Source organism: Rhodococcus indonesiensis (assembly GCF_047782815.1).
GTDB lineage: Bacteria > Actinomycetota > Actinomycetes > Mycobacteriales > Mycobacteriaceae > Rhodococcus > Rhodococcus indonesiensis.
Genome location: NZ_CP180630.1, coordinates 3,124,356 through 3,149,943, shown reverse-complemented (window position 1 = coordinate 3,149,943; position 25,588 = coordinate 3,124,356). Strand labels below are relative to the sequence as shown.

27 protein-coding genes are annotated in these 25,588 nt (G+C 71.3%); 19 read left to right on the top strand and 8 right to left on the bottom strand.

What is annotated here, in order from left to right; translation table 11 throughout:
* The first annotated feature begins 22 nt into the window (after positions 1-22).
* Positions 23-571 carry a hypothetical protein gene (locus tag ACM26Y_RS14480; RefSeq protein ID WP_003938226.1) on the top strand — a complete coding sequence of 183 codons (549 nt, stop codon included), beginning with the start codon at positions 23-25 and terminating at the stop codon, positions 569-571.
* 63 nt (positions 572-634) lie between these two features.
* On the opposite strand, the gene ACM26Y_RS14475 is transcribed toward ACM26Y_RS14480, so the two are convergent.
* Positions 635-1,579, bottom strand: coding sequence for a hypothetical protein (locus ACM26Y_RS14475; protein ID WP_416061243.1), 945 nt, complete (start codon positions 1,577-1,579; stop codon positions 635-637).
* A 66-nt stretch (positions 1,580-1,645) separates the two neighbouring features.
* Between ACM26Y_RS14475 and lspA the strand changes: the two genes are divergently transcribed.
* From lspA to dnaE, 7 genes are all read left to right on the top strand, one after another.
* On the top strand, positions 1,646-2,260 hold the full coding sequence (gene lspA, locus ACM26Y_RS14470) for a signal peptidase II (protein ID WP_003938229.1): 615 nt from the start codon (positions 1,646-1,648) through the stop codon (positions 2,258-2,260).
* 14 nt (positions 2,261-2,274) lie between these two features.
* On the top strand, positions 2,275-3,183 hold the full coding sequence (locus tag ACM26Y_RS14465; protein WP_193788833.1) for an RluA family pseudouridine synthase: 909 nt from the start codon (positions 2,275-2,277) through the stop codon (positions 3,181-3,183).
* Between the two features lie 2 nt (positions 3,184-3,185).
* Entirely contained in the window at positions 3,186-3,824 is a 639-nt protein-coding gene (locus ACM26Y_RS14460; RefSeq protein ID WP_040783534.1) for a hypothetical protein, read from the top strand.
* Positions 3,825-3,870: 46 nt separating this feature from the next.
* Positions 3,871-5,649, top strand: coding sequence for a DUF2207 domain-containing protein (locus ACM26Y_RS14455; RefSeq protein ID WP_416061242.1), 1,779 nt, complete (start codon positions 3,871-3,873; stop codon positions 5,647-5,649).
* A 65-nt stretch (positions 5,650-5,714) separates the two neighbouring features.
* Positions 5,715-6,278, top strand: coding sequence for a LemA family protein (locus ACM26Y_RS14450; protein ID WP_003938233.1), 564 nt, complete (start codon positions 5,715-5,717; stop codon positions 6,276-6,278).
* A gap of 55 nt (positions 6,279-6,333) precedes the next feature.
* Entirely contained in the window at positions 6,334-7,257 is a 924-nt protein-coding gene (rarD, locus tag ACM26Y_RS14445; RefSeq protein ID WP_003938234.1) for an EamA family transporter RarD, read from the top strand.
* Positions 7,258-7,358: 101 nt separating this feature from the next.
* Positions 7,359-10,895, top strand: a complete 3,537-nt coding sequence (dnaE, locus tag ACM26Y_RS14440) for a DNA polymerase III subunit alpha (protein WP_416061241.1) — start codon at positions 7,359-7,361, stop codon at positions 10,893-10,895.
* Between the two features lie 21 nt (positions 10,896-10,916).
* On the opposite strand, the gene ACM26Y_RS14435 is transcribed toward dnaE, so the two are convergent.
* A complete protein-coding gene (locus ACM26Y_RS14435) occupies positions 10,917-11,144 on the bottom strand; it encodes a hypothetical protein (protein ID WP_003938236.1) in 228 nt (75 codons plus the stop codon).
* 158 nt (positions 11,145-11,302) lie between these two features.
* Here ACM26Y_RS14435 and ACM26Y_RS14430 point away from each other — a divergent pair, with 158 nt between their 5' ends.
* Both ACM26Y_RS14430 and ilvA read left to right on the top strand, forming a co-directional pair.
* Positions 11,303-11,737, top strand: coding sequence for a nitroreductase family deazaflavin-dependent oxidoreductase (locus tag ACM26Y_RS14430; protein ID WP_289382375.1), 435 nt, complete (start codon positions 11,303-11,305; stop codon positions 11,735-11,737).
* Between the two features lie 115 nt (positions 11,738-11,852).
* On the top strand, positions 11,853-13,175 hold the full coding sequence (gene ilvA, locus ACM26Y_RS14425) for a threonine ammonia-lyase IlvA (protein WP_416063678.1): 1,323 nt from the start codon (positions 11,853-11,855) through the stop codon (positions 13,173-13,175).
* Positions 13,176-13,232: 57 nt separating this feature from the next.
* Here ilvA and ACM26Y_RS14420 read toward each other — a convergent pair whose 3' ends face one another.
* Both ACM26Y_RS14420 and ACM26Y_RS14415 read right to left on the bottom strand, forming a co-directional pair.
* Positions 13,233-13,487: a hypothetical protein gene (locus ACM26Y_RS14420; RefSeq protein ID WP_416061240.1), complete on the bottom strand. Its 255-nt coding sequence runs from the start codon at positions 13,485-13,487 to the stop codon at positions 13,233-13,235.
* An 80-nt stretch (positions 13,488-13,567) separates the two neighbouring features.
* Positions 13,568-14,104 carry a TetR/AcrR family transcriptional regulator gene (locus ACM26Y_RS14415; RefSeq protein ID WP_003938240.1) on the bottom strand — a complete coding sequence of 179 codons (537 nt, stop codon included), beginning with the start codon at positions 14,102-14,104 and terminating at the stop codon, positions 13,568-13,570.
* A 94-nt stretch (positions 14,105-14,198) separates the two neighbouring features.
* On the opposite strand from ACM26Y_RS14415, the gene ACM26Y_RS14410 reads away from it, so the two are divergent.
* Entirely contained in the window at positions 14,199-15,722 is a 1,524-nt protein-coding gene (locus ACM26Y_RS14410; protein WP_416061239.1) for an MFS transporter, read from the top strand.
* Here ACM26Y_RS14410 and treZ read toward each other — a convergent pair.
* Positions 15,694-17,466: a malto-oligosyltrehalose trehalohydrolase gene (gene treZ, locus ACM26Y_RS14405; protein ID WP_416061238.1), complete on the bottom strand. Its 1,773-nt coding sequence runs from the start codon at positions 17,464-17,466 to the stop codon at positions 15,694-15,696. The two genes, ACM26Y_RS14410 and treZ, sit on opposite strands and share 29 nt — an antisense overlap.
* Before the next feature lie 89 nt (positions 17,467-17,555).
* Between treZ and ACM26Y_RS14400 the strand changes: the two genes are divergently transcribed.
* Positions 17,556-18,215 carry a TetR/AcrR family transcriptional regulator gene (locus ACM26Y_RS14400; protein WP_416061237.1) on the top strand — a complete coding sequence of 220 codons (660 nt, stop codon included), beginning with the start codon at positions 17,556-17,558 and terminating at the stop codon, positions 18,213-18,215.
* Here ACM26Y_RS14400 and ACM26Y_RS14395 read toward each other — a convergent pair.
* Positions 18,181-19,185 (bottom strand): AraC family transcriptional regulator, encoded by a 1,005-nt coding sequence (locus ACM26Y_RS14395; RefSeq protein ID WP_416061236.1) that lies wholly within the window; start codon positions 19,183-19,185, stop codon positions 18,181-18,183. The two genes, ACM26Y_RS14400 and ACM26Y_RS14395, sit on opposite strands and share 35 nt — an antisense overlap.
* A 149-nt stretch (positions 19,186-19,334) precedes the next feature.
* Between ACM26Y_RS14395 and ACM26Y_RS14390 the strand changes: the two genes are divergently transcribed.
* From ACM26Y_RS14390 to ACM26Y_RS14380, 3 genes are all read left to right on the top strand, one after another.
* Complete coding sequence (locus tag ACM26Y_RS14390) at positions 19,335-20,138, top strand: alpha/beta fold hydrolase (protein WP_416061235.1); 804 nt, start codon at positions 19,335-19,337, stop codon at positions 20,136-20,138.
* A 721-nt stretch (positions 20,139-20,859) separates the two neighbouring features.
* On the top strand, positions 20,860-21,111 hold the full coding sequence (locus tag ACM26Y_RS14385; RefSeq protein WP_054374662.1) for a hypothetical protein: 252 nt from the start codon (positions 20,860-20,862) through the stop codon (positions 21,109-21,111).
* Between the two features lie 102 nt (positions 21,112-21,213).
* Positions 21,214-21,444 carry a DUF6480 family protein gene (locus ACM26Y_RS14380; RefSeq protein WP_003938247.1) on the top strand — a complete coding sequence of 77 codons (231 nt, stop codon included), beginning with the start codon at positions 21,214-21,216 and terminating at the stop codon, positions 21,442-21,444.
* 21 nt (positions 21,445-21,465) lie between these two features.
* Here the strand turns inward: ACM26Y_RS14380 and ACM26Y_RS14375 are convergent, their stop codons facing one another.
* Positions 21,466-21,876 (bottom strand): YchJ family protein, encoded by a 411-nt coding sequence (locus tag ACM26Y_RS14375; RefSeq protein WP_081005337.1) that lies wholly within the window; start codon positions 21,874-21,876, stop codon positions 21,466-21,468.
* Between the two features lie 85 nt (positions 21,877-21,961).
* Between ACM26Y_RS14375 and ACM26Y_RS14370 the strand changes: the two genes are divergently transcribed.
* The 3 genes from ACM26Y_RS14370 to ACM26Y_RS14360 all read left to right on the top strand — a co-directional run bounded on the left by ACM26Y_RS14370 (position 21,962) and on the right by ACM26Y_RS14360 (position 23,987).
* Positions 21,962-22,951, top strand: coding sequence for a magnesium transporter (locus ACM26Y_RS14370; protein WP_416061234.1), 990 nt, complete (start codon positions 21,962-21,964; stop codon positions 22,949-22,951).
* 92 nt (positions 22,952-23,043) lie between these two features.
* Entirely contained in the window at positions 23,044-23,346 is a 303-nt protein-coding gene (locus ACM26Y_RS14365) for a chorismate mutase (protein ID WP_003938250.1), read from the top strand.
* A 20-nt stretch (positions 23,347-23,366) separates the two neighbouring features.
* Positions 23,367-23,987: an FHA domain-containing protein gene (locus ACM26Y_RS14360; protein ID WP_040783537.1), complete on the top strand. Its 621-nt coding sequence runs from the start codon at positions 23,367-23,369 to the stop codon at positions 23,985-23,987.
* Positions 23,988-23,995: 8 nt separating this feature from the next.
* On the opposite strand, the gene ACM26Y_RS14355 is transcribed toward ACM26Y_RS14360, so the two are convergent.
* Positions 23,996-24,898, bottom strand: coding sequence for an alpha/beta fold hydrolase (locus ACM26Y_RS14355; protein WP_416061233.1), 903 nt, complete (start codon positions 24,896-24,898; stop codon positions 23,996-23,998).
* A gap of 107 nt (positions 24,899-25,005) precedes the next feature.
* Here ACM26Y_RS14355 and ACM26Y_RS14350 point away from each other — a divergent pair, with 107 nt between their 5' ends.
* Complete coding sequence (locus tag ACM26Y_RS14350; protein WP_289380562.1) at positions 25,006-25,497, top strand: TIGR00725 family protein; 492 nt, start codon at positions 25,006-25,008, stop codon at positions 25,495-25,497.
* The last annotated feature ends 91 nt before the right edge of the window (positions 25,498-25,588 follow it).

Below are 25,588 nucleotides of genomic sequence, written 5' to 3'. Positions count from 1 at the left end.
CCGGTGGAGCATCCGCTGCTGGATGAACCGAGCACGGTATCCGTGCACGATCGAGAACGAGAAGGACGAGAACTTGAAGCTTCGCAAGATCACTGTCGCCACGGTGGCTGTGGCCGCCGCCCTCACGATGTCCGCCTGCAGCTCGGACGACGGAGGTAGCTCGACCTCGACCTCGGCGAAGACCACCACCAGCACCACGACGGCCGTCGCGCAGTACCCGCCGGTGCCGACCGTCGAGGATCTCAACGCCATGCTGGCCAAGGCGTTCGACGAGACCGTCCCGGCCGAGGAGAAGGTGGACCTCGTGCAGGGCGCCGAGCAGGATCCGGCACTGATCGACCAGGTCGCCGCCGCCGCCAAGCAGGCCGGCGCGCAGATCACCGTCCTGGACGTCAACGACAACCAGAACGGCACGGTCACCGCCGGTATCGAGACCCTGCTGGCCGGTGCGCAGCAGCCCGCCGTCGGCACCGTCGACTTCGTCGCCGAGGACGGCGTGTGGAAGCTGTCGAAGAACAACGCCTGCGCCATCGTCGCGACGGCTCAGCTGCAGTCGCCCGCCTGCGCCTGACGAAGACCGACACGGCGGCCGGGGTGGAGATCCGCCCCGGCCGCCGTCGTGTCCGGTGAGCGCTCAGGACTGCCAGCGCACCCGGTCCACCAGACTCTGTGCCAGGCGCGTGGTGCCCGCGGGATCGCTGTAGGCCTGTTTGCCGCCCACCGTGAGATCCCCGGCGATCGGGAGCGGCCGGCCCAGGTCGATGGTCATCGTGCCCTCGCCGGTCATCTCGTACCGGTCGATGTTCAGCTGGCCGGACCCGTTCGGCAGAGCCCAGGTGGACTCTCGCGGGGTCTGCGTGATGCGCAGCTGCACGGTCAGGCGGTCGCCGTCCCGTTCGAGCAGGCGCGCGGTGGCGACCTGATCGAGCGCCATCCCGCTCATCACCTGCTGGTGGATCTCCCACACCGCACCCACGCCGATCTCCTCCTCGGGGAACGACACCATCCGGTACACGGCCTGGTAGAAGGCTTGCTCGATGGCGGAGCGGGCGATGTCCGCGGAGTCCGGGGTGGGGTCGAGCCGCAGCGCGCTCACCGCCCCGGACGGCGCCATCGTCAGTCCCGCCTCGGAGCCCTCGGCGGGACCGAGGGCCGCGGCGAGGGCCGCGTCCGGCGACGTCGCATCGTCGATCCGCAGGTCCACCAGGCTGCTCGGCGAGGTGTCCGACACGGCTTCGCCCACCGTCGCGGTGAGGGGCAACGTCAGTTCGGGGGTGGAGAAGTCCTGCTCCGGCTGGTCACCGATCGACTGGAAGACCTGCGAGGACGTCGTGAGCGCCACCTGCTGGCTCGTGCCGGCGGGCGGGGTGAGTCGGATCCGGCTGCGTGGCTCGGCCCCCGGGTCCAGGACCACCGCGGTGACCGCGGCGACGGGCACCGTGACCTCCGTGGAGGTCGCCGTCGAGGCGGGAGCCGCGCCGTCGGCGGAGTTGCCGCACCCGGCGAGAAGGGTGGTCAGGGACAGGGCCACACCGAGGGAGCGGGCCCTCGGGCGGGCGAATCTGGGCAGCACAGGCACGCACCCCAGGGTAGCCACGGCGGGCGGGGTGGCCGTCGTGCTCCTCCGATGGGGGATGATGGCAGGGTGACCGACGACCCCATCGAGCACGATGCCCACCCCGACACCGTCGCGGAACCGAGTGCGTCGGCGACGGCCGACTCCCCGGAGAAGGACGCCCCTGTGCCGGTCCGGCGGCTGAGTGCGCTGCTCGCCCTCGCCGCGGTGATCTTCGGCCTCGACCTGCTCACGAAGATCCTCGCGGTCCACTACATCGACCCGGGCGACCCGATCTCCGTCGTGGGGGACACGGTGACGTTGACGCTGGTGCGCAACCCGGGTGCCGCCTTCTCCATGGCCACCGGCATGACGTGGCTGCTGACCCTCGTCGCGGTCGCCGTCGTGGTGGGGGTGGTCCGGATCGGCCGCACGCTGCGGTCGGGGTGGTGGGCCCTGGGACTCGGGCTCGTCCTCGGGGGAGCGCTGGGTAATCTGGTCGACCGGATCTTCCGGTCCCCGGGTCCGCTGCAGGGACATGTCGTCGACTTCGTGTCCGTCGGCTGGTGGCCGGTGTTCAACGTCGCCGATTCCGCCATCGTCTGCGGCGCGATCCTGCTCGTCGCGCTGACCGTCTTCGGCATCGAACCGGACGGCTCACGCAAGACCGACTCCGCCGGCAGCAGAAAGGAAGCACACCAGTGAGAGAAACCCGGGCGATGCCCGTCCCCGACGGGCTCGACGGGATGCGGGTCGACGCGGGTCTGGCACGGCTGCTCGGCCTGTCGCGCACGGCGATCGCCGCCCTGACCGAGGAGGGTGCCGTCCTGGTCGACGGCGCCGCGGCGGGAAAGTCGGACCGGCTGTCCGCCGGTTCGTGGCTCGAGGTGGAACTGCCCGAGCCGCCCCGTCCGCTGACCATCGAGGCGACCCCGGTCGAGGGCATGGAGATCCTCTACGCGGACGACGACATCGTCGCGGTGGACAAGCCCGTGGGCGTGGCGGCGCACGCGAGCGTCGGCTGGACCGGACCGACCGTGATCGGCGGCCTGGCCGCAGCGGGGTTCCGGATCTCCACCTCCGGCGCCCACGAACGGCAGGGCATCGTCCACCGCCTCGACGTGGGCACCTCCGGAGTGATGGTCGTCGCGACGTCCGAGCGCGCCTACACGGTGCTCAAGCGGGCGTTCAAGCAGCGCACCATCGACAAGCGCTACCACGCCCTCGTGCAGGGGCACCCCGATCCGAGCAGCGGCACGATCGACGCGCCGATCGGCCGGCACCGCAGCAGCGACTGGAAGTTCGCCGTCACCGCCGACGGCAAGCCCAGCATCACCCACTACGACACCGTCGAAGCCTTCCAGGCCGCGAGCCTGCTCGACATCCACCTCGAGACCGGCCGCACCCACCAGATCCGCGTGCACTTCTCGGCGCTGCGGCACCCCTGCTGCGGGGATCTGACCTACGGCGCCGACCCGCGCCTGGCGGAGCGGCTCGGCCTCGAACGCCAGTGGCTGCACGCCCGCTCGCTCGGGTTCGCGCACCCGGCCGACGGGCGCTGGATCGAGATCACCAGCAAATACCCGGCCGACCTCGAACACGCGCTCGCCGTGCTGCGCAGCGCCTGACCGTGCGGCGGTCGTTCCTGCCCGTGGCGGCGACAGCGGTGCTGGCGTCGGCGGTACTCGCGGCCGGACTGCTCACCCCGCCCCGGACGGCGACGGTGCGCACCGACACCCTCGGTCCGGACCACGGTGAGCCGGTTCCCGGCTACCTCGCGCGGGCCGCGGCGAGTCTCGACCCCGCCGGCGCCGACCCGCGCTGGGGTCTGGTGTCGTTCGCGCCGCCGGTGACGGTCGAACAGGTGGCGGAGTTGCCCGGGGACCCGCGGGTCGCCCAGGTGCTGTTCCGCGTGCCGATCGATCGGGTGCAGACCCCGCTGGTCGCGGTCGACGTGTCCGAGCACCCGGAGGCGCTGCGGCGCGCCCCGGCCGTCGCTGCGGGCCGGCTCCGGTCGGCGATGGGCAACGACCGGGCCGTGCGGGTCGCAGCCGCCTCGGCCGGGCGTCTCGCCGACGGATGCGCCTGCGTCGTCGGCGTCGTCGTCCGCGTCGCGCCGGCGGAGGCGTCCCGGCTCGCCGCGGCATCCGAGGTCCGGAGCGTGGAACTGCTGCCGCCGGACGCCGTCGCGGGGGCGTTCTCGGTGAACCCCCTGCTGCCCGAGCACGTCGACGTCGTCGCTCCGGGACCGGACGACGGCGAGCCCTGAGCCCGATCGGCGGGACAGGCGCGTCGCCACTGGGTACGGTGACGCCGTGGCACGGGTTCTGGGGTACCTGCTGGTGGCGCTGCTCGCCGCGGCCGGTCTGCTGTGGCCGCTGCTCGCCGGGCTCGACACCGGCGAGGCGTCCGAGGCGTCGGATCCGGCGCGGATCACGAACTACAGCGTCGACTACGCCGTCGACGCCGACGGCGGGCTCACCGCCACCGAATCCGTCACGGTCGCCTTCCCGGCCGACCGGCACGGCATCTTCCGGTACTGGGACGTCACCACGGGCGCCGACCCGCACGTGCGCCACATCCCCGAGATCGTCTCCGTCGAACGCGACGGCGCGCCCGAGCCGTACGAGACGAGCTGGGAGCAGGGCCGCCGATTCGTCGTCGCGAAGATCGGGAACCCCGACGTGTACCTGGAGCCGGGCACCCACACCTATCGCATCGAGTACACGACCGACGGGGTCCTCGACCCGCCGGGCGCGGCTTCCGGCACGTTCGACACGGCCGCCGGAACGGCGGCGCCGGTCGGATCGGTCTTCCACTGGAGCGTGGTCCCCGGCGGGTGGGAGATGGCCGTCGACCGGGCGGACATCACGGTGCGGCTGCCCGCGCCGTCGGGCGTGGTCGAATGTGCGGCGCCGGGCGCGACCTGCGTCCTCGGCGGGGCCGGCACCGACACCGTGTCCGTCGACGTGACCGGGCTCGCACCCCGCACCGCGGTGAACGTGCGCATCGGGCTCGGGCTCGACGCTCCGGCCCGGAGCACGGTGCCCTGGTCGGTCGCCTGGGACCCGATCGTCGGACGGTCGCCGCCGATCGTGGCGCTGGTCGCGGGGCTGAGCCTGCTCGCGTTCGGGGTCGCCGCGCGGTGGGCCTGGACGGCGCGCGAACCCGAGCCGGGGTTGCCGGTGCTGTACGCGCCGCCCGACGGTTTTGGGCCGGTGCAGACCGTCTACCTCGCCTCCGAACGTCCCGGACCTGCACCGCTCGCGGCCACGTTGCTGTACGCCGCCGAGGAGGGGCTGGTCGAATTGCGCCCCGGCGGGACCGGCAAGAAGTCCGAGGTGTGGGAGGTCCGGGGTATCGCCTCTGCGGACACGTGGGCGGCGACCGATCCGGTGACCCGGGCGGTCGGCGATGCGCTGCAGATCTCGTACCCGGGGGCGGTGCTGCGGGCCGACGGCTCGAAGTCGGCGGGGGAACGGCTGTCGAAGGCGACGACGGAGCTGGCGTCGCAGTGCCGGATCTGGGCCCGCAACGAGGGCCTGGTGGCCCCGTCCACGCGCGAGCGCCTCGGCAAGGCGGCGGTGGTGCTGGCGCTGGTGCTCGCGGTGGTCGGGTTCGCCGTGCCGGTCTGGCCGAGCATGTGGGGCCTGCCGGCGGCGGCGTTCGTATTCGGCGGATGGGAACTGCTGCGCCCGGAGGCCGGGACCCGGCGCACCGCGAAGGGCCGCGAGATGTGGTCGCGTGCCGGCGGGTTCCGGCGCATGCTCGTGACACCGTCGAGCGAGGACCGCTACCGGTTCTCGGCGGAACAGGACCTCTACACCCGCTACATTCCGCACGCGGTCGCCTTCGGCGTGGCCGAGAAGTGGGCGGAGAAGTACCGCACCGTCACCGGGACGGAGCCGCCGGTGCCGGCGTGGTACCCGTATCCGGTCGGAGTGCACGGATTCGCCTCCGGGGCCGGAGGATTCGACAGTTTCGAGTCGGCCCTGTCGTCGTCGATCAGTGCGTACACCGCGTCCCAGTCCTCGTCGTCGGGCGGTGGCGGCGGTGGCGGCGGTGGTGGTGGCGGGGGCGGCGGCTCCTGGTGACCGAGTGGTGAACGAGACACCGGCGCGCCCGCACCGGTGCCGGGCAGCGGAAGGAGGGCGGTCCCATGGTGACCGCAGTCGTGATCGTCGTCGTGCTGGTGGTGGTGCTCGTTGCCGTGTTCGTGGTCGGGTTCAACCGGCTGCGCCGCGCCGACGTCCTGGCTCAGGAGGCCCTGGGCGGCATCGACGTGCAACTGAGCCGGCGCGCCGACCTGGTGCCGAATCTCGTGTCGACGGTGCGGGGTTACGCGGCGCACGAGAAGAGCGTGTTCGAGGAGGTCACCGCCGCACGCACCGCCGCGTCGCGGGCCGCCTCCGGTGGCACGGTGGCAGAGAAGGCGCAGGCCGACGCGCGTCTCGAGAAGGCGGTGTTCGACGTGCTCGCCGTCGCCGAGAACTACCCGGACCTGAAGGCCTCGGCCAACTTCCTGGACCTGCAGCGTCAGTTGGGTGAGACCGAGGACCAGCTCGCCTTCGCCCGCCAGTACTACAACGACGCCGCAGGCCGGCTCAACACGTCGCTGAAGACCATCCCGTGGATGTTCTTCGCGGGCCCGGCGGGGGTGCGCGAGCGCGAGTTCTACACCGCCCCGGCGGGCACGGAACTGCCGCCGACCGTGTCGTTCTGACCGACCTGATCGACCCGGCGCGCCCCGGCGCATCCGCGCGCCCTACCGTTGACTGGTGAGCAGCACCGCATCGCGCCCCGACGCCGGCATCCTGTTCGGACTCGGCGCCTACCTGACGTGGGGAATGTTCCCCGCGTTCTTCGGCCTGCTCGAGCCCGCCGGAGCCGTGGAGATCCTCGCGCACCGGGTGCTGTGGACGCTGCTGGCGATGCTGCTGCTGCTCGCCGTCCTCGGCCGGCTCGGTTCGCTGCGGGGGCTGGGGGTACGGGTGTGGGCGCTGGTCGCGGCGGCGTCCGCGGCCATCGCCGTCAACTGGGGCACCTACATCTACGGCGTGGTCTCGGGCCGGGTCGTCGAGACCGCGCTGGGCTACTTCGTCAACCCGCTGGTCAGCGTGCTGTTCGGGGTGCTGTTCTTCCGGGAGCGGCTGCGCCGCGCCCAGATCGCGGCGCTGCTCCTGGCGACCGCCGCGGTGGCGGTGATCACCGTGGATTACGGGCGGCCGCCGATCATCGCGCTCACCCTCGCCTTCTCGTTCGCCCTGTACGGGGTGATCAAGAAGGTCGTGCCGCTCGACCCGCGCACCTCGCTGACGGGGGAGGGCGTCGTCGCCGTGCCCTTCGCGGCGGGCTACCTGATCTTCCTCGCCGTCACCGGCACCGGTACGTTCCTCGGTCACGGCGCCGGGCACTCGCTGCTGCTCGTGTCGGCCGGGCTCGTCACGGCACTGCCGCTGCTGCTGTTCGGCGCGGCCGCCCAGCGGGTTCCCCTGGTGACCCTCGGCATGCTGCAGTACCTGACCCCGAGCCTGCAGATGGCGTGGGGTGTGCTGGTCCTGCACGAGGACATGCCCGCCTCCCGCTGGATCGGGTTCGGGCTGATCTGGATCGCGCTCGCGATCTTCACCGCCGACGCCGTGGCCCGGGGTCGCCGGGCTCGCGGGACGCTCGAGCCGGTCCCCTCGAGTGCACCGCAGTAACACCGGTCACGACACGCCGTCCGGGCCGGTGTGGCGGTCCGATCCCGTCGCCGCGGGGGCCTACACTCGGGGTGCTCACAGACCTTCCGGGAGAGGCACGCGTGGCTGACTCGTTCGTTCATCTGCACAACCACACCGAGTATTCGATGCTCGACGGAGCCGCAAAGGTCGGTCCCCTGTTCAAGGAGGCCGAGCGGCTGGGGATGACGGCGGTCGGGATGACCGACCACGGGAACATGTACGGCGCCAGCGAGTTCTACAACGTCGCCGAGAAGCAGGGCATCAAGCCGATCATCGGTATCGAGGCCTACATCGCGCCCGAGTCGCGGTTCAGCACCAAGCGCGTGCAGTGGGGCGATCCGAGCCAGAAGTCCGACGACGTCTCCGGCTCGGGCTCGTACACGCACATGACGATGGTCGCCGAGAACGCCACCGGGCTGCGCAATCTGTTCAAGCTGTCGTCGCTCGCGTCGATCGAGGGACAGCTCGGCAAGTGGGCCCGCATGGACGAGGATCTCATCGCCCACCACGCCGAGGGCATCATCGCCACCACCGGCTGCCCGTCCGGGGAGATCCAGACCAGGCTGCGGCTGGGCCACGAGCGTGAGGCGCTCGAGGCGGCCGCGAAGTGGCAGGAGATCTGGGGCAAGGACAACTTCTTCCTCGAACTCATGGACCACGGCCTGTCCATCGAGCGACGGGTCCGTGAGGGCCTGCTCGAGATCGGCCGCAAGCTCGACATCCCGCCGCTGGCGACCAACGACTGCCACTACGTCACCAAGGACGCCGCCGAGAACCACGAGGCCCTGCTGTGCATCCAGACCGGTAAGACGCTCTCGGATCCGACCCGATTCAAGTTCGACGGTGACGGCTACTACCTCAAATCCGCCGCGGAGATGCGGGCACTGTGGGACGGCGAGGTGCCCGGCGCGTGCGACAACACGCTGCTGATCGCCGAGCGGGTCCAGTCCTACAAGGAGGTGTGGACGCACCGGGACCGGATGCCGATCTTCCCCGTCCCCGAGGGACACACGCAGGCGACGTGGCTGCGCGAGGAGGTTCTGCGCGGGCTCGACCGGCGATTCCCGGACGGCGTGCCGCAGGAGTACCTCACCCGCGCCGAGTACGAGATCGGCGTCATCAACGAGATGGGATTCCCGGCCTACTTCCTCGTCGTCGGCGACCTGATCAGCCACGCTCGCGAGGTCGGCATCCGCGTCGGCCCCGGCCGCGGTTCGGCCGCGGGCTCCCTCGTCGCCTACGCGATGGGCATCACGAACATCGACCCGATCCCGCACGGTCTGCTGTTCGAGCGGTTCCTCAACCCCGAGCGCGTGTCCATGCCCGATATCGACATCGACTTCGACGACCGCCGCCGCGGTGAGATGGTGCGTTACGCCACCGAACGGTGGGGGGCCGACCGCGTGGCCCAGGTGATCACGTTCGGCACCATCAAGACCAAGGCCGCGATCAAGGACTCGGCCCGCGTGCAGTTCGGCCAGCCCGGATTCGCCATCGCCGATCAGATCACCAAGGCGCTGCCGCCGCCGATCATGGCCAAGGACATCCCGGTCTCGGGCATCACCGACCCGAACCACGAGCGGTACAAGGAGGCCGCCGAGGTCCGGGCGCTGATCGAGTCCAACCCGGACGTGAAGAAGATCTACGACACCGCGCTGGGCCTCGAGGGCCTGATCCGCAACGCGGGCGTGCACGCGTGTGCGGTGATCATGTCGTCCGAGCCGCTGATGGATGCCATCCCGCTGTGGAAGCGAGCGCAGGACGGCGCGATCATCACCGGCTGGGACTACCCGTCGTGCGAGGCCATCGGCCTGCTGAAGATGGACTTCCTCGGTCTGCGCAACCTCACCGTCATCGGCGACGCGATCGAGAACATCAAGAACAACCGCGGCATCGACCTCGACCTGGACACGCTGCCGCTCGAGGATCCACCCACGTACGAACTGCTGGCCCGCGGCGACACCCTGGGCGTGTTCCAGCTCGACGGCAGCGCGATGCGGGATCTGCTGCGCCGCATGCAGCCGACGGGGTTCGAGGACATCGTCGCCGTTCTCGCGCTGTACCGGCCCGGACCGATGGGCATGAACGCCCACAACGACTACGCCGACCGCAAGAACGGGCGGCAAGAGGTCAAGCCGATCCACCCCGAGCTCGAGGAACCGCTGAAGGACATCCTCGCCGACACCTACGGTCTGATCGTCTACCAGGAGCAGATCATGCAGATCGCTCAGAAGGTGGCCGGTTACTCCCTCGGACGAGCCGACATCCTGCGCCGCGCGATGGGCAAGAAGAAGGCCGAGGTCCTCGCCGCCGAGTTCGAGGGCTTCGAGGAGGGCATGCTCGCCAACGGCTTCTCCAAGCCGGCGATCAAGGCCCTGTGGGACACGATCCTGCCGTTCGCCGGGTACGCGTTCAACAAGTCGCATGCCGCCGGGTACGGCCTGGTCTCCTTCTGGACCGCCTACCTCAAGGCCAACTACCCGGCCGAGTACATGGCGGGCCTGCTCACGTCGGTCGGCGACGACAAGGACAAGGCCGCGGTCTACCTGTCGGACTGCCGCAAGATGGGGATCACGGTGCTGCCGCCGGACGTCAACGAGTCGCGGGTGGACTTCGCGTCGGTGGGGGAGGACATCCGCTTCGGCCTCGGCGCGGTACGCAACGTCGGCTCCAACGTCGTCGCGTCCATCATCCGCGCGCGGGAGGAGAAGGGCCGGTTCACCGACTTCTCCGACTACCTCAACAAGATCGACGCGCTCGCGTGCTCGAAGAAGGTCACCGAGTCGCTCATCAAGGCCGGCGGTTTCGACTCGCTCGGCCATCCCCGCAAGGGCCTGATGCTGGTGCACGCCGACGCGATCGACGCGGTGATGGGCACCAAGAAGGCCGAGGCGATCGGGCAGTTCGACCTGTTCGGCGGCGCGGACGCCGACGAGTCGGTGACCTCGGTGTTCAACGTGAAGATCCCCGAGGAGGAATGGGACACCAAGCACAAGCTCGCCCTCGAACGGGAGATGCTGGGCCTGTACGTGTCCGGGCATCCGCTCAACGGCGTCGAGCACGTCCTCGCCCAGCAGGCGGACACCGCGATCCCGACCATCCTCGAAGGCGCGATCAAGGACGGTGCCCAGGTCACCGTGGGCGGCATCCTGGCCTCGGTGAACCGCCGCATCAACAAGAACGGCCTGACGTGGGCGTCGGCCCAGCTCGAGGACCTCGCCGGCGGGATCGAGGTGCTGTTCTTCCCGCAGTCCTACTCCGTGTACGGCATGGACGTCGTCGAGGACTCCGTGGTGCTGGTCAAGGCCCGGGTGTCGGTCCGTGACGACCGGATCTCGTTGATCGCCAACGATCTCGCCGTACCCGACCTGTCTCAGGTGGGGGTGGCCAAGCCGCTGTCGGTGTCGATGCCCACCCGGTTGTGCACGCCCGACAAGGTGGGTGCGCTCAAGAGCGTGCTCACCCGCCACCCGGGTACCTCGGATGTGCACGTGCGGTTGGTTTCCGGCAGCAAGGTGACCGTGCTGAAGGTGGACGACAGCCTGCGGGTGGAGCCGTCGTCGGCGCTGATGGGTGATCTCAAGGCCCTGCTCGGGCCGGCCTGCCTGGCGATCTGACCCGCGCCGGGGACGGTGCGGTCAGGGCTCGCGGCGGTAGTGCAGCAGGCGGGCCCACCACACGACGGTGGCGGTGCCGGCGGCGGCGAGCACGGCGGTCTGCGCGTCGGCGGTGATCGCGAACAGCGTCAGCAGCACCAGGACGGCCGCGACGAGCGCCTCGAGCTTGTACAGCGGCCATGCGGTTCCGGCGACGTCGACGGACGCCGGCCGGCGGCGGACGCGAGTGGGCGAATCCGTCGTCGTCATCTCGACCTCCGTGCGCCTCGGGGAATCCGTTCACCAGGTTACTCGCAGACTTGTGTTCGGACCACCGAACTTTGCTCGTCGGATGGTGACGTCCGACTCGGAGGGACGGATCCGCCGGGTCCGCTGCGGCCCCGTGCGCGGCGGTGTTGACTTGGGGCATGCCTCTCACCGGAGAATACGAACCGAGTCCGTCCCAGTGGGCCGCCGACCAGGTGGCGCTGTACGAGAGTTCCGGCGGCACCGAGGGTACGACCCTGAACGGCCGCCCGGTGGTCGTGCTGACCAGCCGCGGAGCGAAGAGCGGCAAGCTGCGTAAGACCCCGCTGATGCGCGTCGAGCACGATGGCGTCTACGCGGTGGTCGCCTCGCTCGGTGGTGCCCCGAAGCATCCGGTCTGGTACTTCAACGTCCTGGCGGATCCGCACGTCGAACTGCGTGACGGGCCGACGGTCCGGGACATGACCGCCCGCGAGGTCCACGGCGAGGAGAAGGACCTGTGGTGGCGGCGGGCGGTCGAGGCGTTCCCCGACTACGCCGAGTACCAGAAGAAGACGGATCGCGAGATCCCGGTCTTCGTCCTGGAACCCCGGTAGCGCGCGGGATCCGGGGGCGGGGGGCGCGGGCGCAGTGGCGAAACCCGCGTTGGGGGTTCCGGGTGGGTAGTGGCAGCATGGACAGGTGACCACGACTTCGCGAACCGCTGATCCGATGCACCTGCCCGCCCTGAGCGTGGCCGACATCGATGCCGCGGCGGAGCGAATTTCCGCGGTCGTCGCTCCCACACCCCTCGAGTACAGCGAGCGGCTCTCCGCCCTCACCGGAGCGAACGTCTACCTCAAGCGCGAGGATCTCACCCGCGTGCGCTCCTACAAGCTGCGCGGCGCCTACAACGTCATGGCGCAGCTCTCTCCGGCGGAACGCGAGGCGGGTGTGGTGACGGCCAGCGCCGGCAATCACGCGCAGGGCGTGGCCTACTCGTGCCGGGCGATGGGGGTGCGGGGCCGGATCTACGTGCCCACCCGGACCCCGAAGCAGAAGCGGGACCGGATCCGTGCGCACGGCGGGGCGTTCGTCGAGCTCATCCCGACGGGTGACACCTTCGACGCGGCCGCGGCGGCCGCGGCCGCGGATGTCGCGCGTACCGGCGCGACGATGGTCGCGCCGTTCGACGACGCCCGCACCGCGGCGGGTCAGGGCACCATCGCCCGGGAGATGCTCGACCAGCTGCCGGCGGCGCCGGACCTGGTGCTGGTTCCGGTCGGCGGCGGTGGCTGCCTGGCCGGCATCGCGGCGTACCTGCACGAGAAGTCGCCGCACACCTCGATCGTCGGGGTGGAACCGGCCGGGGCGGCGTCGATGACCGCTGCCCTCGTCGCGGGCGGGCCGGTGACCCTCCCGGAGGTGGATCCGTTCGTCGACGGTGCCGCCGTGAAACGGGTCGGCGACGTGCCGTACGCCGTCGTCTCCCGGCTCGGCCCCGAGATCGTCTCCCATGCGAACCTGCCGCTGGTCGCGGCGCTGCGCAACGACGGACTGGGCACCGGGCCGTTCGGGATGACCCAGGTCGACGAGGGCGCCGTGTGCACGGCGATGCTCGACCTGTATCAGAACGAGGGCATCATCGCCGAGCCCGCGGGGGCCCTGTCCGTCGCCGCGCTCGAGGGGATGACCGTCGCGCCGGGTGCGACGGTGGTGTGCCTGATCTCGGGGGGCAACAACGATGTCTCCCGCTACGGGGAGGTCATCGAGCGCTCGCTGGTGCACCGCGGCCTCAAGCACTACTTCCTGGTGGACTTCCCTCAGGAACCGGGGGCGCTGCGGCGGTTCCTCGACGAGGTGCTCGGGCCCGACGACGACATCACCCTGTTCGAGTACGTCAAGCGCAACAACCGGGAGTTCGGTGCGGCGCTGGTCGGCATCGAACTCGGCACGGCCGACGGTCTGACGTCGCTGCTGGCGCGGATGGACGTCTCGCCGATCGAGGCGCAGCGGCTCGAGCCGGGTTCGCCGGCCTACCGCTATCTCACCTGAGCCGCACGGGATCCCGGCGGGGGAATGCCTTCCCCCGCCGAGGTCCGCGGCGGCCGCTCAGCGCCAGGGAGCGCAGACCAGCCAGGGGCCGAACCACCAGCACGGAGCGGGTGGACCCCACCAGTTGCGTTCCCAGCCGCGATCGTGGTCACGGCGGTCGTGGCGGTCCCAGTCGTTGCGGTGATCGGTCTGCTGCCAGGTGATCCCGATCGGAGCGGGGGCGTCGGTGGGCGCCGCGGCCGCGACTCCGGCCGGGGCGAGGGTGAGGGTGGCGGCGAGGAGGGCGCCGACGGTGGCAGTCCGGAGTTTCATGGCGATACACCCCGAGAAGCGTGTGTGTGCAGGAAGATTCCCCGACTGCTCTTGACCGTACTCGCGCCGGTCGGCGATAATCAAGGGTTTTTCGTCCCCAGGAGCCGGGCGACGACCCGCCGGTGCAGTTCCGGGTCGGGCTTGGGCAGACCGAGCATCGCGCCCAGGTAGATGCCGTCGCCGACGAGGCGCACGATCTCGGCGGTGACCGGGTCGTCGATCTCCGCGCGCAGCCCCTCGTCCCACGACCGCAGCACCTCGACGACCGCCCGGTGCACGTCGTCGTGCCGGCCGTCGGCGCTGCGCAGCGCGGCCACCGTGGACCGGAACAGGTCCATCTCCGCCGAGTCCCCGGTCTCGTCCGGGTCGGCCAGGTACCACTCCGCGACCGGGGTACCGCCGGCGACGGCGTCGGCGAGCCGGGCGTCGCCGCGTTCGCCGAGGCGCCGCACCATGGCGGCGAGCATCGCCTCCTTGGTCGGGAAATGGTACAGCAGACCACCTTTCGACACCCCGGCAGCCGCCGCGACGCCCTCGAGCGTCACCTGGGCTACTCCCACGTCGACGAGGGTGCGTTCGAGGGCGTCGAGGATCCGGTCGCGTGTGTCGGAGGCCATGGCCCGATCCTACCGTCCGTCTTTGTACCGTCCGGACGGTTGGTGCTACCGTACTTGTGTACCGGCTGGACGGTTCAGTGTGGAGGAACGAAGGATGACGAACACCGGGCAGATACCGCCGGCTTCCCCGGCGGAGGCGGGAACCGAGCATGCGCCGGCCGGTGCCCGCACCTGGGCGGGCCTGGTGGTTCTCGCAGGCGCCGTGCTGCTGATCGCGGTCGACGCAACCGTTCTCGACCTCGCCCTGCCCTTCCTCAGCGCCGATCTGGCCCCGAGCGGGGTCCAGCTGCTGTGGATCATCGACGTGTACTCGTTCGCCGTGGCCGGTCTGCTGGTGACGATGGGCGTGCTCGGCGACCGGGTCGGCCGACGCCGGCTCCTGCTGGTCGGTGCCGTCGGGTTCGCCGCGGCCTCGGTCCTCGCGGCGTGGGCGCCGAGCCCCGAGCTGCTGATCGTGGCGCGGGCACTGCAGGGCGTCTCGGGCGCCACCCTCATGCCGGCCACCCTCGGACTCATCCGGCACATGTTCACCGATCCGCGCGAGCGGACCGTCGCCATCGGCGTGTGGGGCGCGATGGCCGGCGGCGGGGCCGCCGCCGGCCCGCTCGTCGGCGGCTGGCTGCTCGAGCACTTCTGGTGGGGGTCGGTGTTTCTGATCAACCTTCCGATCATGGCGGTCCTCGTGGTCGCCGCACCGTTCCTCGTCCCGGAATCACGGGATCCGCACCCGGGCCGCTTCGACCTGCCGGGGGCCGCCCTGTCCCTGCTGGCCGTGGTGCCGATCGTCTACGCGGTCAAGGAAACCGCGCTGCACGGCCCGCACAGTGCGGCGCTGGTCGCACTCGGCGGTGGCCTGACGGCGGCCGTCGCGTTCGTCTACCGCCAGCGGATCGCGACGGATCCGCTGCTCGACCTCACGCTGTTCCGGCGCCGGGAGTTCTCGGCCGCCGTCGCGACCAATCTGCTGTCGATCTTCGCCCTCGCCGGGGTGCTGTTCTTCGGTTCCCAGTACCTGCAGCTGGTCCTCGGAGTCGGACCGCTGGAGGCGGGTCTGCTGATGCTCCCCGGCACCGCGACCAGCGCCCTGTCTGCACTCGGTGCGGCCTGGCTCGTGCGGCGCCTGCCGGTGGGGACCGTCCTGTCGGGTGCCCTGGCCGTCGCGGCCGTGGGCGCCGCCGTGCTGCTGGCGCTGGACACCGAGCACGGAGCCGGCGTGTTCGTCGCCGGTTTCGTCCTCATCGGCGTGGGCGTCGGCATCGCGCTGACACTCACCACCGACCTGGTTGTCGGGGCCGCCCCGGCGGACCGGGCCGGCGCCGCGTCCGCGGTGTCGGAGACGGCCTACGAGCTCGGTATCGCCCTCGGTGTCGCGGTCCTCGGCAGCGTCGTCACCGCCGTCTACCGGTCCCGGCTCGGTGTCCCGGGTGCGGGCCACGAGTTCGACACCCTCGGCGGCGCGGTCGCCGCGGCCGGCCGCCTTCCGGCGGCCGAGGCGGAGATCCTCCTCGAGTCGGCGCGGTCCGCGTTCGTCGCGGGCACCCACGGTGCCGCGGCGGCCACGGCGGTGATTCTGGCGGCCACTGCCCTGCTCACCCTGCGGATGCTGCGCCCGCGCTGACCCCCGGCGGTGCGAGGGCGGCGTCGAGAACGACGAACGAGTGCCCGGGCACGAGGGTTGCGGACCCGGTCCGGTTGACCACCACCGGCTCCCACCACACCAGGGGAGCCCCGCCGAAGGGCACGGTGACCGGGTCGGGTCCGAGGTTGCACGCCACCCGCAGGCTGCCGCGGTGCAGCACGATCCAGCGCTCGTCCTCGTCGTAGTCGACGTGCAGGTGCTCGAGCCACGGATCGGTCAGCTCGGCGCGTTCGCGACGCAGCGCCAGGAGTTGCCGGTAGCACTCGAGCACCCGGGCACGGGCCGGTTCGGTCCGCTCGGCCCAGTTCAGCGTCGACCGCCGGAACGTCTCCGGATCCTGCGGGTCGGGGACGTCCTGGGCGTCCCACCCGTGCTCGGCGAACTCGCGCCGACGTCCCTCGGCGGTGGCCCGGGCCAACTCCGGTTCCGGGTGGGAGGTGAAGTACTGGAACGGTGAGCTCGCGTCCCACTCCTCGCCCATGAACAACATGGGGGTGTACGGGGAGGTCAGCACCAGCGCGGCCTTGACGGCCAGCTGACCGGGGTCGAGGTAGTGACCGGGCCGGTCGCCGACCGCCCGGTTGCCGACCTGGTCGTGGGTGCACGTGTAGGCCAGCAGGGAGCTCGCCGGGATGCGTCCGGCGTCGAGCGGCCGCCCGTGGGTGCGCCCGCGGAAGCTCGAATAGGTGCCGGCGTGGAAGAACCCGTGCCGCAGGGTGCGGGCGAGGCAGTCGAGCGAACCGAAATCGCCGTAGTAGCCCTGTCGTTCACCGGAGACGGCGGCGTGCACGGCGTGGTGGATGTCGTCGTCCCACTGCGCCTGCAGGCCGTAACCGCCGGCGGCGCGGGGCGAGATCATCTTCGGATCGTTCAGATCGCTCTCCGCGATCAGGCTGAGCGGACGGCCCAGATGCGCCGACATCCGGTACGTCGCGACGGCCAGCTCCTCGAGCAGGTGCACGGCGGTGTGGTCGACGAGAGCGTGCACCGCGTCCAGGCGCAGTCCGTCGATGTGGAACTCCCGCATCCAGCGCAGGGCGTTGTCGAGGATGTAGCGGCGCACCTCGCCGGAGTCCGGGCCGTCGAGGTTGACCGAGGCGCCCCACGTGCCCTGCCCACCGGACAGGTACGGCCCGTAGCGGTCCAGGTAGTTTCCGGACGGTCCGAGATGGTTGTACACCACGTCCAGGATCACCCCGAGGCCGCGGGCGTGGGCGGCGTCGACGAAGCGTTGCAGCCCGTCCGGGCCGCCGTAGGGCTCGTGCACCGCGTACCAGAGCACACCGTCGTAGCCCCACCCGCGGGTGCCGTTGAAGGCGTTGACCGGCATCAGTTCGACCAGGTCGATGCCGAGCGCGACGAGGTCGTCGAGCCGGGCGACGGCGGCATCGAAGGTGCCTTCGTCGGTGAAGGTCCCCACGTGCAGCTCGTACACCACCCCGCCGGCGAGTTGCCGGCCCGTCCACGACGTGTCGGTCCAGGCGTGCTCGTCGACCGAGTGCAGCTGGGACAACCCGTGCACCCCGTCCGGTTGCCGCGGAGAGCGCGGGTCCGGCAACACGGTCTCGTCCTCGTCGAGGAGGAAGCCGTACCGAGCGCCGGGGGAGGCGTCGACCTCGGCGCGCCACCACCCGCGGTCGTCCCGGCGCATGGGGTGGACGGTGCCGTCGACATGGAGCCGGACGGATTGCGGGGTCGGAGCCCAGACCTCGAAGGTGTGCACCCGACCAGCATGCCCGGTCGCCGCTGCCGCTGCAGACCTCCGAAATCGGCTGCAGTTCCGATGCAACCGATGCTGATAAGCTGAGATCGATGTCCCAGCATGCCAAGAGGGCCTACAGTTCGCCGCTGCGTGAGGAGGCTGCGCGCCGGACGCGCGCGACGATCGTCGACGCCGCCGCCCGGCTCTTCGTCGACCGCGGATACGTCAGCACCACGGTCAGGCAGATCGCGGAGACGGCCGGGGTGGCGGTGCGCACGGTCTTCACGGCGTTCCCCGGCGGCAAGTCCGAACTGTTCCGGGAGGCGCTCGACGCCGCGGTCACGGGTGGGTCCGCGGCCGACGAGCCCGGGTCGGGCCGGGAGCCACGCGCGGGACGCGGCGCCTCCGGAACCGCGGGCTCGGATGCCGAACGCATCGTCGAGCAGGTCGTCCGCTACGGCGCCGACCTGCTCGAGCGGGCCGGCGGGCTGCTGATGACCTCGGTCGAGTCCTCGGGCGCGGACCCTGACATGCGCCGGTTCGCCGACGAGGACGCGCGCGCGACCGCGGACAACGCGCACACCATCGCGGAGGGGCTGCGCCGGCACGGATTGCTGCGCGACGACGTGAGTGTCGAGCACGCGGCGCACGTGTTCTACACGCTGGGTTCTCCGCAGGTGCATGCGCTGCTGCGCCGCGACTGCGGCTGGGACGTGGACGAATACCGGGCGTGGCTCACGGCGACACTGCGGGCGACGCTGCTGCGTTGAGCGCGGCCGCGGGACCGGCCGCCCGCACCGCCTTCGGGGTGGTCCCGAAACGGGCTCGGAAGGCCGTGCCGAACGCACCGAGCGAACCGAAGCCGGACGCGAAGGCAATTCCCCCCACGGACACCGCGTTCCAGCGCGGGTCCTCGAGTCGGCTGCGGGCGCGGTCCAGTCGGCGGTTGCGGAGCAGCTCGGCAGGGGTGGTGCCGGCCGCTCGCAACGCGAGCTGCAGTTGGCGCAGCGACCAGCCCAGGTCGCGTGCCATCGACGCCGGGGTCAGGTCCGGGTCGTCCGAACGTTCGTCGACGTAGGCATGGGCCGCCGCGGCGACCGCTTGCAGGCCACCGGGCCGGATGTGACCGTGTGTGTCGGCCAGGGCGAGGGACACGAGCTCGATCACCCGGGCACTGATCGCGACGAAGGCGGGACCGGACAACGACGTGCGTTCGCGGGCCAGCGCCCGTGTCATGGTCCCCGCCACCGCCCCGACGCCGCGGCGCAGGTCGAGCACACTCGGCCCGTCGGCGACCGCCCGGTCGGGCAGGCAGCCCTCGGGGACGGTGAGCACCCACGCCCGGGCCTGGGCGCGATGGACCAGCTCGAACGGGCGGGCCATCGACACCAGGGCCGCGTGCCCGACGGGCACCGGCAGTGCGTGCCCGTCGTGGGCGACGGTGAGCGCGCCGGATTTCGGCACGAACAGGCGCATGCTCCGGTCGTCGTCCCCGCGGACGTGCCGGGCGGTCCGCGCGTAGGTGATGCGATCGGACCAGAACTCGACGAGCTGGTGACCGCCGCAGCGCTGCACGTGTGTGGCTCCGGCGAAGCCGGCCGGCGAACGCTCGTCCGGGTGGGGGAACGAATAGTCCAGGGTGCCGTGGTTGAACCGCACGTGGTCGGTCCAGAACTCGGCGCGGTCGCGCGCCGGCACCCGGCCCGTCGTCGTGAACTGCACCTCGTACTCCGCTGCCACCGTGACCTCCTCGTCGGGTCGTGCGCGCGCCGGACAGTGCTCTGCGCGGATCGGCGAGTGCCGCGTCCAGCCCGCTCCCTACGCTCGTCGGCAGTGTAGTGACGAACGCCACAGCCGGAGCGCGGTGGCTCCGATCCAGGAGGTTTCTCATGCAGCGAGCAAAGGTCAACGGGACGGAACTCGCCTACGTCGACGCCGGTCCGCGCGAGGGGGTGCCGATCGTGTTCAGCCATTCGCTCTTCTTCGATCACACGATGTTCGACACGCTCGCGGAGAAGTTCACCGCCGACGGGTACCGGGTCGTCGCCTACGACCATCGCGGGCAGGGCGAGAGCGCCCCGGCACCGCGGGAGGAACTCGCGGTCGACGTCCTCGCCGAGGACGCCGCGGCCCTGATCGAGCATCTCGATCTGGCCCCGTGTCACGTCGTCGGCAATTCGCTCGGCGGGTTCGTCGCGCTGCGGCTCGCCGCGCGCCGCCCCGAACTGCTCCGCACGGCCGCCGCACTCGGTTCGTCGGCGGAGGAGGAATACAAGCTCGCCGAGTTCGCTCCGCTGGTCGACCATCTCACCGAGCACGGCACGGCCGACGTCGTCGACACGGTCATGTACATCATGTTCGGCGATTCGAGCCTCGCGCAGGAGAGTTCGATGACGAGCACCTGGCGCGCCGCGATCGCCCGGCTCGAACCCCGCATCGGCGACGCCGCCCACGGCGTCATCCATCGCGGGCGGATCGTCGAGGAGCTGGCCGGGTGCCGCGTGCCGGTCCTGGCCGTCGCCGGGAGCGAGGACCACGCGTACCCGCCGCCGATCTCGTCGGTGAACATCGCCGACGCCGCGGGCGGCCGGCACGTCACGGTCGACGCCGCAGGGCACTCCGTGGCGCTCGAACAGCCGGAGGCGGTCGCCGAGCACCTCGAGAAGCATTTCGCTACGGCGGAGCGGAGCTGAGCCCGCGCGCTGCGGCGGCCGGGACGGTGCCGCAGCCCGCGTCTCCGGCACCGTCACTGACACGCGTATTCCACGCCCGACGGAACAGTACAATTTACCGAACGATACCCACTCGATTCTTCATGTCCGAAGCGCGCGCCGATACAAGGCGCCCTCCCGACGCGGGCGCATCCCGGCAGGAGCTCGAAAAAGAAGCCGGCTGTGCGGAACATAGACCGCATCCGGAAGGGATGGCGACGAGCGTGGACCGGCGCGAGACCGCGCGCGGTCCGACCAGGGACCGCGGTCCACCTCGTGCGGTCCGCCCCTTCTCGCCACGGGGGACCAGGCCTGGCGCAGATCGCGATGACCCGGATCGCGGGGCCGGCGCCTCGGGGCGTCGCGAGCGCCCACGCCCAGCCGCTGCCCGTCCTCGGGGCCGTCGGTCCGGCGCAACCATGAGGATTTTCGGGCTGTGGGCGTGCGGGTGTGTTTCACATCATATTCCGCCGGATATCCGAGACAGTGGGTCGGGACGTCGAGATCGGAAAGGAGGGAGTCGATCATGTGGAACTTCCGACCTGAGTTCAACTGGTTCATGCATCTGTTCCGCGACCTGTTCGGCTGGTTGAGCTGAGACAGGACATCACCGTCCGCGCCCCGCCCGGGGGCGGACGGTGACATACGTCGCCGTGACGGCGACGGGGACCGCGCTCCCACGACGTCGCCCGAGAGGATCCCCATGAGCCACGCAAGTTTCGCGTCCCGGGTCGGTGCAGTTCGCGACAAGTTGTTCGACCTGGCCCGCGAGATCGCCGCGATCGTGGAGGCCGCCGAGGCACTCGACCGGGAGTCCCTGCCGCTTGCCGACGAGATCGCGGTGACCGGCCTCGTCGACGCTCTCACCGACGTGAGCGGGCACCTCGACGCGGCGACGGAGCCGCTCGGCGAGGCCGTCTGGTTCTCCCGTCACCTGCCCGGGCCGTTCGGCTGAACGGTGACGAGTGAGGATTGCACCGCCGGAAACCGGGTATGCGGTCGGGGCCGAGACGCCGCGCTCGGCCCTGTTTCCGTACTGCAGACACCAGGAGCGCACTTGAGCACCCAGGACCCCGGACCCCGACCCGAAGATGCGCCCGGCCTCGACGCCGGCGGGGGCGTGCAGCCCGGAGACACCCCACCCGACGCCGGACAGACCTCCGGCCTGTCGCATCCCCAACCCAACCCGAGCCGGGTGATGCCCGTCTTCGCGATCGTGCTCATCGCGCTGATCGTGCTCGGCGTGGCGGCGTTCTTCGTGGCACGCGCGTTCGCCCTCTTCGACTGAGACACCGAACGGTCGGACTCGTCAGGGTCGTCCGAGCGCCTCGACGTAGTACCAGCGGCCGCCCTCGCGGACGAACCGACTGTGCTCGTGCAGCACGTCCTCGTGACCGCCGAAGCAGTAGTGGGCACGGAACTCGACCGTCCCCTCCGAGTGCAGGAACCCGCCGCTCGTGTGCAGCACCTCGAGCCCGGTCCACCGCTGCGCCGGATCGAGATCCAGTCGCGCCGGGCGGGTGCCGGGGTGCCACGTGCGACGCAGATAGCCGTCGTCACCGACCACGAAGGCGGTGTACCGCGACCGCATCAGCTGCTCGGGCGTCGGCGCGTCCCCGCCCGCGAGGAACGGTCCGCAGCATTCGCCGAACGGAAGACCCCGACCGCACGGACACGGGGCGGACGATCCGGGCCGGGGGTAGCGCGCGCGTCGAGTCACCGGCACATTATCGCCGTCGCCGGGAACCGGACGGTCGTGGCACGATCGACACCCGGGACGCGCGCGGTCGGAGGAACGGTGAACCATGGTCGAACCTGCCGCCACACCTTCGCGGGGGCAGGGCAGCCCCGGCACCGCGCTGAGTCACAGCTTCGCGGCCGTCCCGGTGGCCCGGCCGCACGACACCGCCGCCGACGTGCTCGACCGGATGCGAGAACACAGCTTCGACAGCGCCGCCGTCGTCGCCGTGCTCATCGGTGAGACGCTCGCCGGTCTCGTCACGATCGAACGGCTGCTGGCGGCCCCCGGCACCGCCCGGATGAACGACCTGATGGATCCGGATCCGCCGGTGGTGTACCCGGATACCGCGCAGGAACGCGCCGCATGGAAGGCGGTGCAGCACGGCGAACCGGGCCTGGCCGTCGTGGACGGCCACGGCCGGTTCCGCGGCCTCATCGCGCCGCAGCAACTGCTCGCCGTGCTGCTGCACGAGCACGATCAGGACATGGCCCGGCTCGGCGGCTTCGTGCACTCGGTGGACGCGGCGCGCGCCTCGAGCGTCGAGGGAATCCGTCGTCGGCTCTGGCACCGGCTGCCGTGGCTCGTCGTCGGTCTGATCGGAGCCATGGTCTCGGCCCGCCTGATGCAGGTGTTCGAGGCCGAACTCGACGCCGACCTCGCCGTCGCGTACTTCGTGCCGGGAATCGTGTATCTGGCGGACGCGGTCGGGACGCAGACCGAGGCACTGGTCATCCGCGGGTTCTCGGTGGGGGTGGGGATCCGCCGGATCGTGCGCCGCGAGGTGCTGACCGGACTGTCGGTGGGGGCGCTGCTCGGGGCGACCATGCTGCCGGCCGTGCTGCTCATGACGGGGAACCGGGATCTCGCGGTCGCCGTCGCGTCGGCCGTGCTGGCCGCGAGCACCATCGCGACGACTGTGGCGATGGTGCTGCCGTGGGCGCTGCAACGGCTGGGCAAGGACCCGGCTTTCGGGTCCGGCCCGCTCGCCACGGTGATCCAGGACCTGCTCTCGATCGTCATCTACTTCGTGGCCGTGACGCTTCTCCTCGGCTGAGGGTGGGGCGATCCCCACCCCAGGGTTCCTTGGGGCGCACGGTGATCCCCGGTCACGATGAGACCACCGACCCACAACGCCATGGAGGCCCCGTGACCGCAACCTCGGAGAGGTTCACCACGAGCCACACCGACCCGGATCGCGTGTTCGACGAGATCGACCGGGTCGATGCCGAGATCGTCGCCGCGATCCGGTACCGGACCGGGCTTGCCCACCACGCCGGCCGACTGCGCCGCGCCGGACACGGAACGGTGTCGGTGCACGGGCGGCGCGAGATGGCGGTGCTCACACGGTTCACCGCGGTCCTGGGCCGGGACGGCGCGGCGCTGGCCGCGACGCTGCTGCGGTTGGGGCGCGACCCTCTTGCCGACATTGCGACCTGCGGGCAGGATTGAGTCCGCCCCCGGAGGTTGTGATGAGCGTCGTCACCGAATCGCGTCTGACATACGTCGACAAGCAGGGGCGGCAGCATCGATTCGAGCTGTCGCCGGGCTCGCCGCGCGTCACCATCGGCCGTGCCCCGACGTCGGATGTGGCCTTCACCGGCGACAACGAGGTCTCCCGCCTGCACGCCGTCGTGGAGTGGATCGGCACCCACTGGACCATCCTCGACGACGGGCTCTCCCGCAACGGCACGTTCCTCAACGGGGAACGCATCGCGGGCCGCCGGCGCCTGCGGGAGGGCGACAGCATCCGGATCGGCTCGATCCGCCTGACCTTCCAGGAGATCGGCGCGGGGCCGGACGAGGCGACCCGTGTCGCGTCGGAGCTGCCGACGGTGCGATCGCTCACGCAGACACAACGCGGCATCCTGGTCGCGCTGTGCCGGCCGTACAAGCACGGCGCCGCCTTCGCCACCCCGGCATCCAACCAGGACATCGCCTCCGAACTGTTCCTGAGCGTCGACGCAGTGAAGACACACCTGCGGGCGCTGTTCGCGAAGTTCGGCGTCGAGGACCTGCCCCAGAACCAGAAGCGGGTCCGGCTCGCCGAGCTCGCACTGCACAGCGGCGTCATCACCGAACGCGACCTCTGAGCGTCGGCTCACCCGACCCGCTGCAGCAACCCACCGAGTGCCTGCGCGACCTCCGCGGGCCGGTCGGTGATCACCGAATGCCCCGCGCCGTCGACCCGCACCAGCTCGGCGCGCGGCAGCCGCTCCGCCAGACCCGCCGACAGCTCGAACGGGGTCCACTCGTCTGCCGAGCCGCACAGCACGACCGCGGGGACCGCGGCGAGCACCGCCAACGCGGCGGACTCGTCGAGCACCGCGAACGATCGCAGGAACGCCGCCATCGTCACCACCGGTGTGTCGTTCGCGAGCACCGCCAGCAGAGCCGCCCACCGGGAGCCGGAGGCGCGGCGCTGCGACGTCCGCCGCAGCGGCCGCACCGCCCGTCCGCCCAGGTGCAGCGCGCGCTGCACGGCGCCGGGCGCGTGCCGCACCGCCCGGTGGAACAACGCGACCGCGGGACTGTCGAGGTAGCGTCCGAGCCCCGACCGTCCGAGATCACCGGCGGCGGTGCCGATCAGGCAGACCCCGGCGACGCGGGTGCCGATCTCGTGCGGATGCTGACGGGCGTAGGACAGGATCGTCATGCCGCCCATCGAGTGGCCGACCAGCACCACCGGGCCGGCAGAGACCGCGCGCAGCACCGCCGCGAGATCACGCCCGAGCTGCTCGACGGTGTACGTCTCCGGCCCGGCGGTGCCGGACGCGCCGTGCCCACGGTGGTCGAAGAACACCATCCGCAGCGTGGCCCCGTATCGCCGGATCAACGAATCCCGAAGCGGGGTCCAGGTTTCCGTGCGGCCGCAGTGTCCGTGGACGAACACGGCGGTGAGCGGCGCGCCGGCCGCGCCGAGCTCGTGGACCGCGAGCGGCACGCCGTCGTCGGCGATCACCGTGTGGCGGCGCACGAGACGCTCGGTGCGGAGGGTGGACATGCGGACAAGGATCCGCGGGACGCCGGTGCCGGCGCGAGCAGCCCCGGTGGTGGGGGATTTCACCTCAGGGGGCCACTTCTGCACCCTGGGTGGTGGACAATCTCGGCATGGATGCGCAGCGGTATGTCGGCGTGGTCGGGCCCGCGGAAGCCACGGCCGAACAACGCCGGATCGCCCGTCAGGTCGGCGGGCTGCTCGCGGCGCGGCGCGCCGTCGTCGTGACCGGGGGACTGGGCGGGGTGATGGCCGCGGCCTCGCGTGGGGCCGCCGAGGCCGGCGGCACCACCCTCGGCCTGCTGCCCGGCGACGACCGCGCGGAAGCCAACCCGTACCTGACCGTGTCGATCCCGACCGGGCTCGGCGAGATGCGCAACGCCCTGCTGGTCCGCACCTGCGAGGCGCTGGTCGCGGTGGGCGGCAGCTGGGGCACGCTCAGCGAGATCGCGCTCGCCGTCCGGACCGGGGTCCCGGTGATCTCGATCGGGGGGTGGCCGCTGCCCGCCGCCGGGGTGCTCGCCGTCACCTCCGCCGGGGACGCCGTCGAAGCCATCCACGACCTGTTGTGGCGGCGAGACCCGACCGCGGGCTGGACAGGCTGAGAAGTTCTCGCACCCGAGGGTGATTCTCGACCACCCCTGCGGGTGCCACCCCCACCGCTGGGGTCGGTATCTGCACGGGGGGCTTCGGACG

Coding starts and splice junctions, on each gene's coding strand:
- ACM26Y_RS14480 (WP_003938226.1), top strand. CDS start 23: ATGAACCGAGCACGGTATCCGTGCACGATCGAGAACGAGAAGGACGAG.
- ACM26Y_RS14465 (WP_193788833.1), top strand. CDS start 2,275: ATGCCCGTCCCCGACGGGCTCGACGGGATGCGGGTCGACGCGGGTCTG.
- ACM26Y_RS14450 (WP_003938233.1), top strand. CDS start 5,715: ATGGTGACCGCAGTCGTGATCGTCGTCGTGCTGGTGGTGGTGCTCGTT.
- ACM26Y_RS14435 (WP_003938236.1), bottom strand. CDS start 11,144: ATGACGACGACGGATTCGCCCACTCGCGTCCGCCGCCGGCCGGCGTCC.
- ACM26Y_RS14430 (WP_289382375.1), top strand. CDS start 11,303: ATGCCTCTCACCGGAGAATACGAACCGAGTCCGTCCCAGTGGGCCGCC.
- ilvA (WP_416063678.1), top strand. CDS start 11,853: ATGCACCTGCCCGCCCTGAGCGTGGCCGACATCGATGCCGCGGCGGAG.
- ACM26Y_RS14420 (WP_416061240.1), bottom strand. CDS start 13,487: ATGAAACTCCGGACTGCCACCGTCGGCGCCCTCCTCGCCGCCACCCTC.
- ACM26Y_RS14415 (WP_003938240.1), bottom strand. CDS start 14,104: ATGGCCTCCGACACACGCGACCGGATCCTCGACGCCCTCGAACGCACC.
- ACM26Y_RS14410 (WP_416061239.1), top strand. CDS start 14,199: ATGACGAACACCGGGCAGATACCGCCGGCTTCCCCGGCGGAGGCGGGA.
- ACM26Y_RS14400 (WP_416061237.1), top strand. CDS start 17,556: ATGTCCCAGCATGCCAAGAGGGCCTACAGTTCGCCGCTGCGTGAGGAG.
- ACM26Y_RS14390 (WP_416061235.1), top strand. CDS start 19,335: ATGCAGCGAGCAAAGGTCAACGGGACGGAACTCGCCTACGTCGACGCC.
- ACM26Y_RS14385 (WP_054374662.1), top strand. CDS start 20,860: ATGAGCCACGCAAGTTTCGCGTCCCGGGTCGGTGCAGTTCGCGACAAG.
- ACM26Y_RS14370 (WP_416061234.1), top strand. CDS start 21,962: ATGGTCGAACCTGCCGCCACACCTTCGCGGGGGCAGGGCAGCCCCGGC.
- ACM26Y_RS14360 (WP_040783537.1), top strand. CDS start 23,367: ATGAGCGTCGTCACCGAATCGCGTCTGACATACGTCGACAAGCAGGGG.
- ACM26Y_RS14355 (WP_416061233.1), bottom strand. CDS start 24,898: ATGTCCACCCTCCGCACCGAGCGTCTCGTGCGCCGCCACACGGTGATC.
- ACM26Y_RS14350 (WP_289380562.1), top strand. CDS start 25,006: ATGGATGCGCAGCGGTATGTCGGCGTGGTCGGGCCCGCGGAAGCCACG.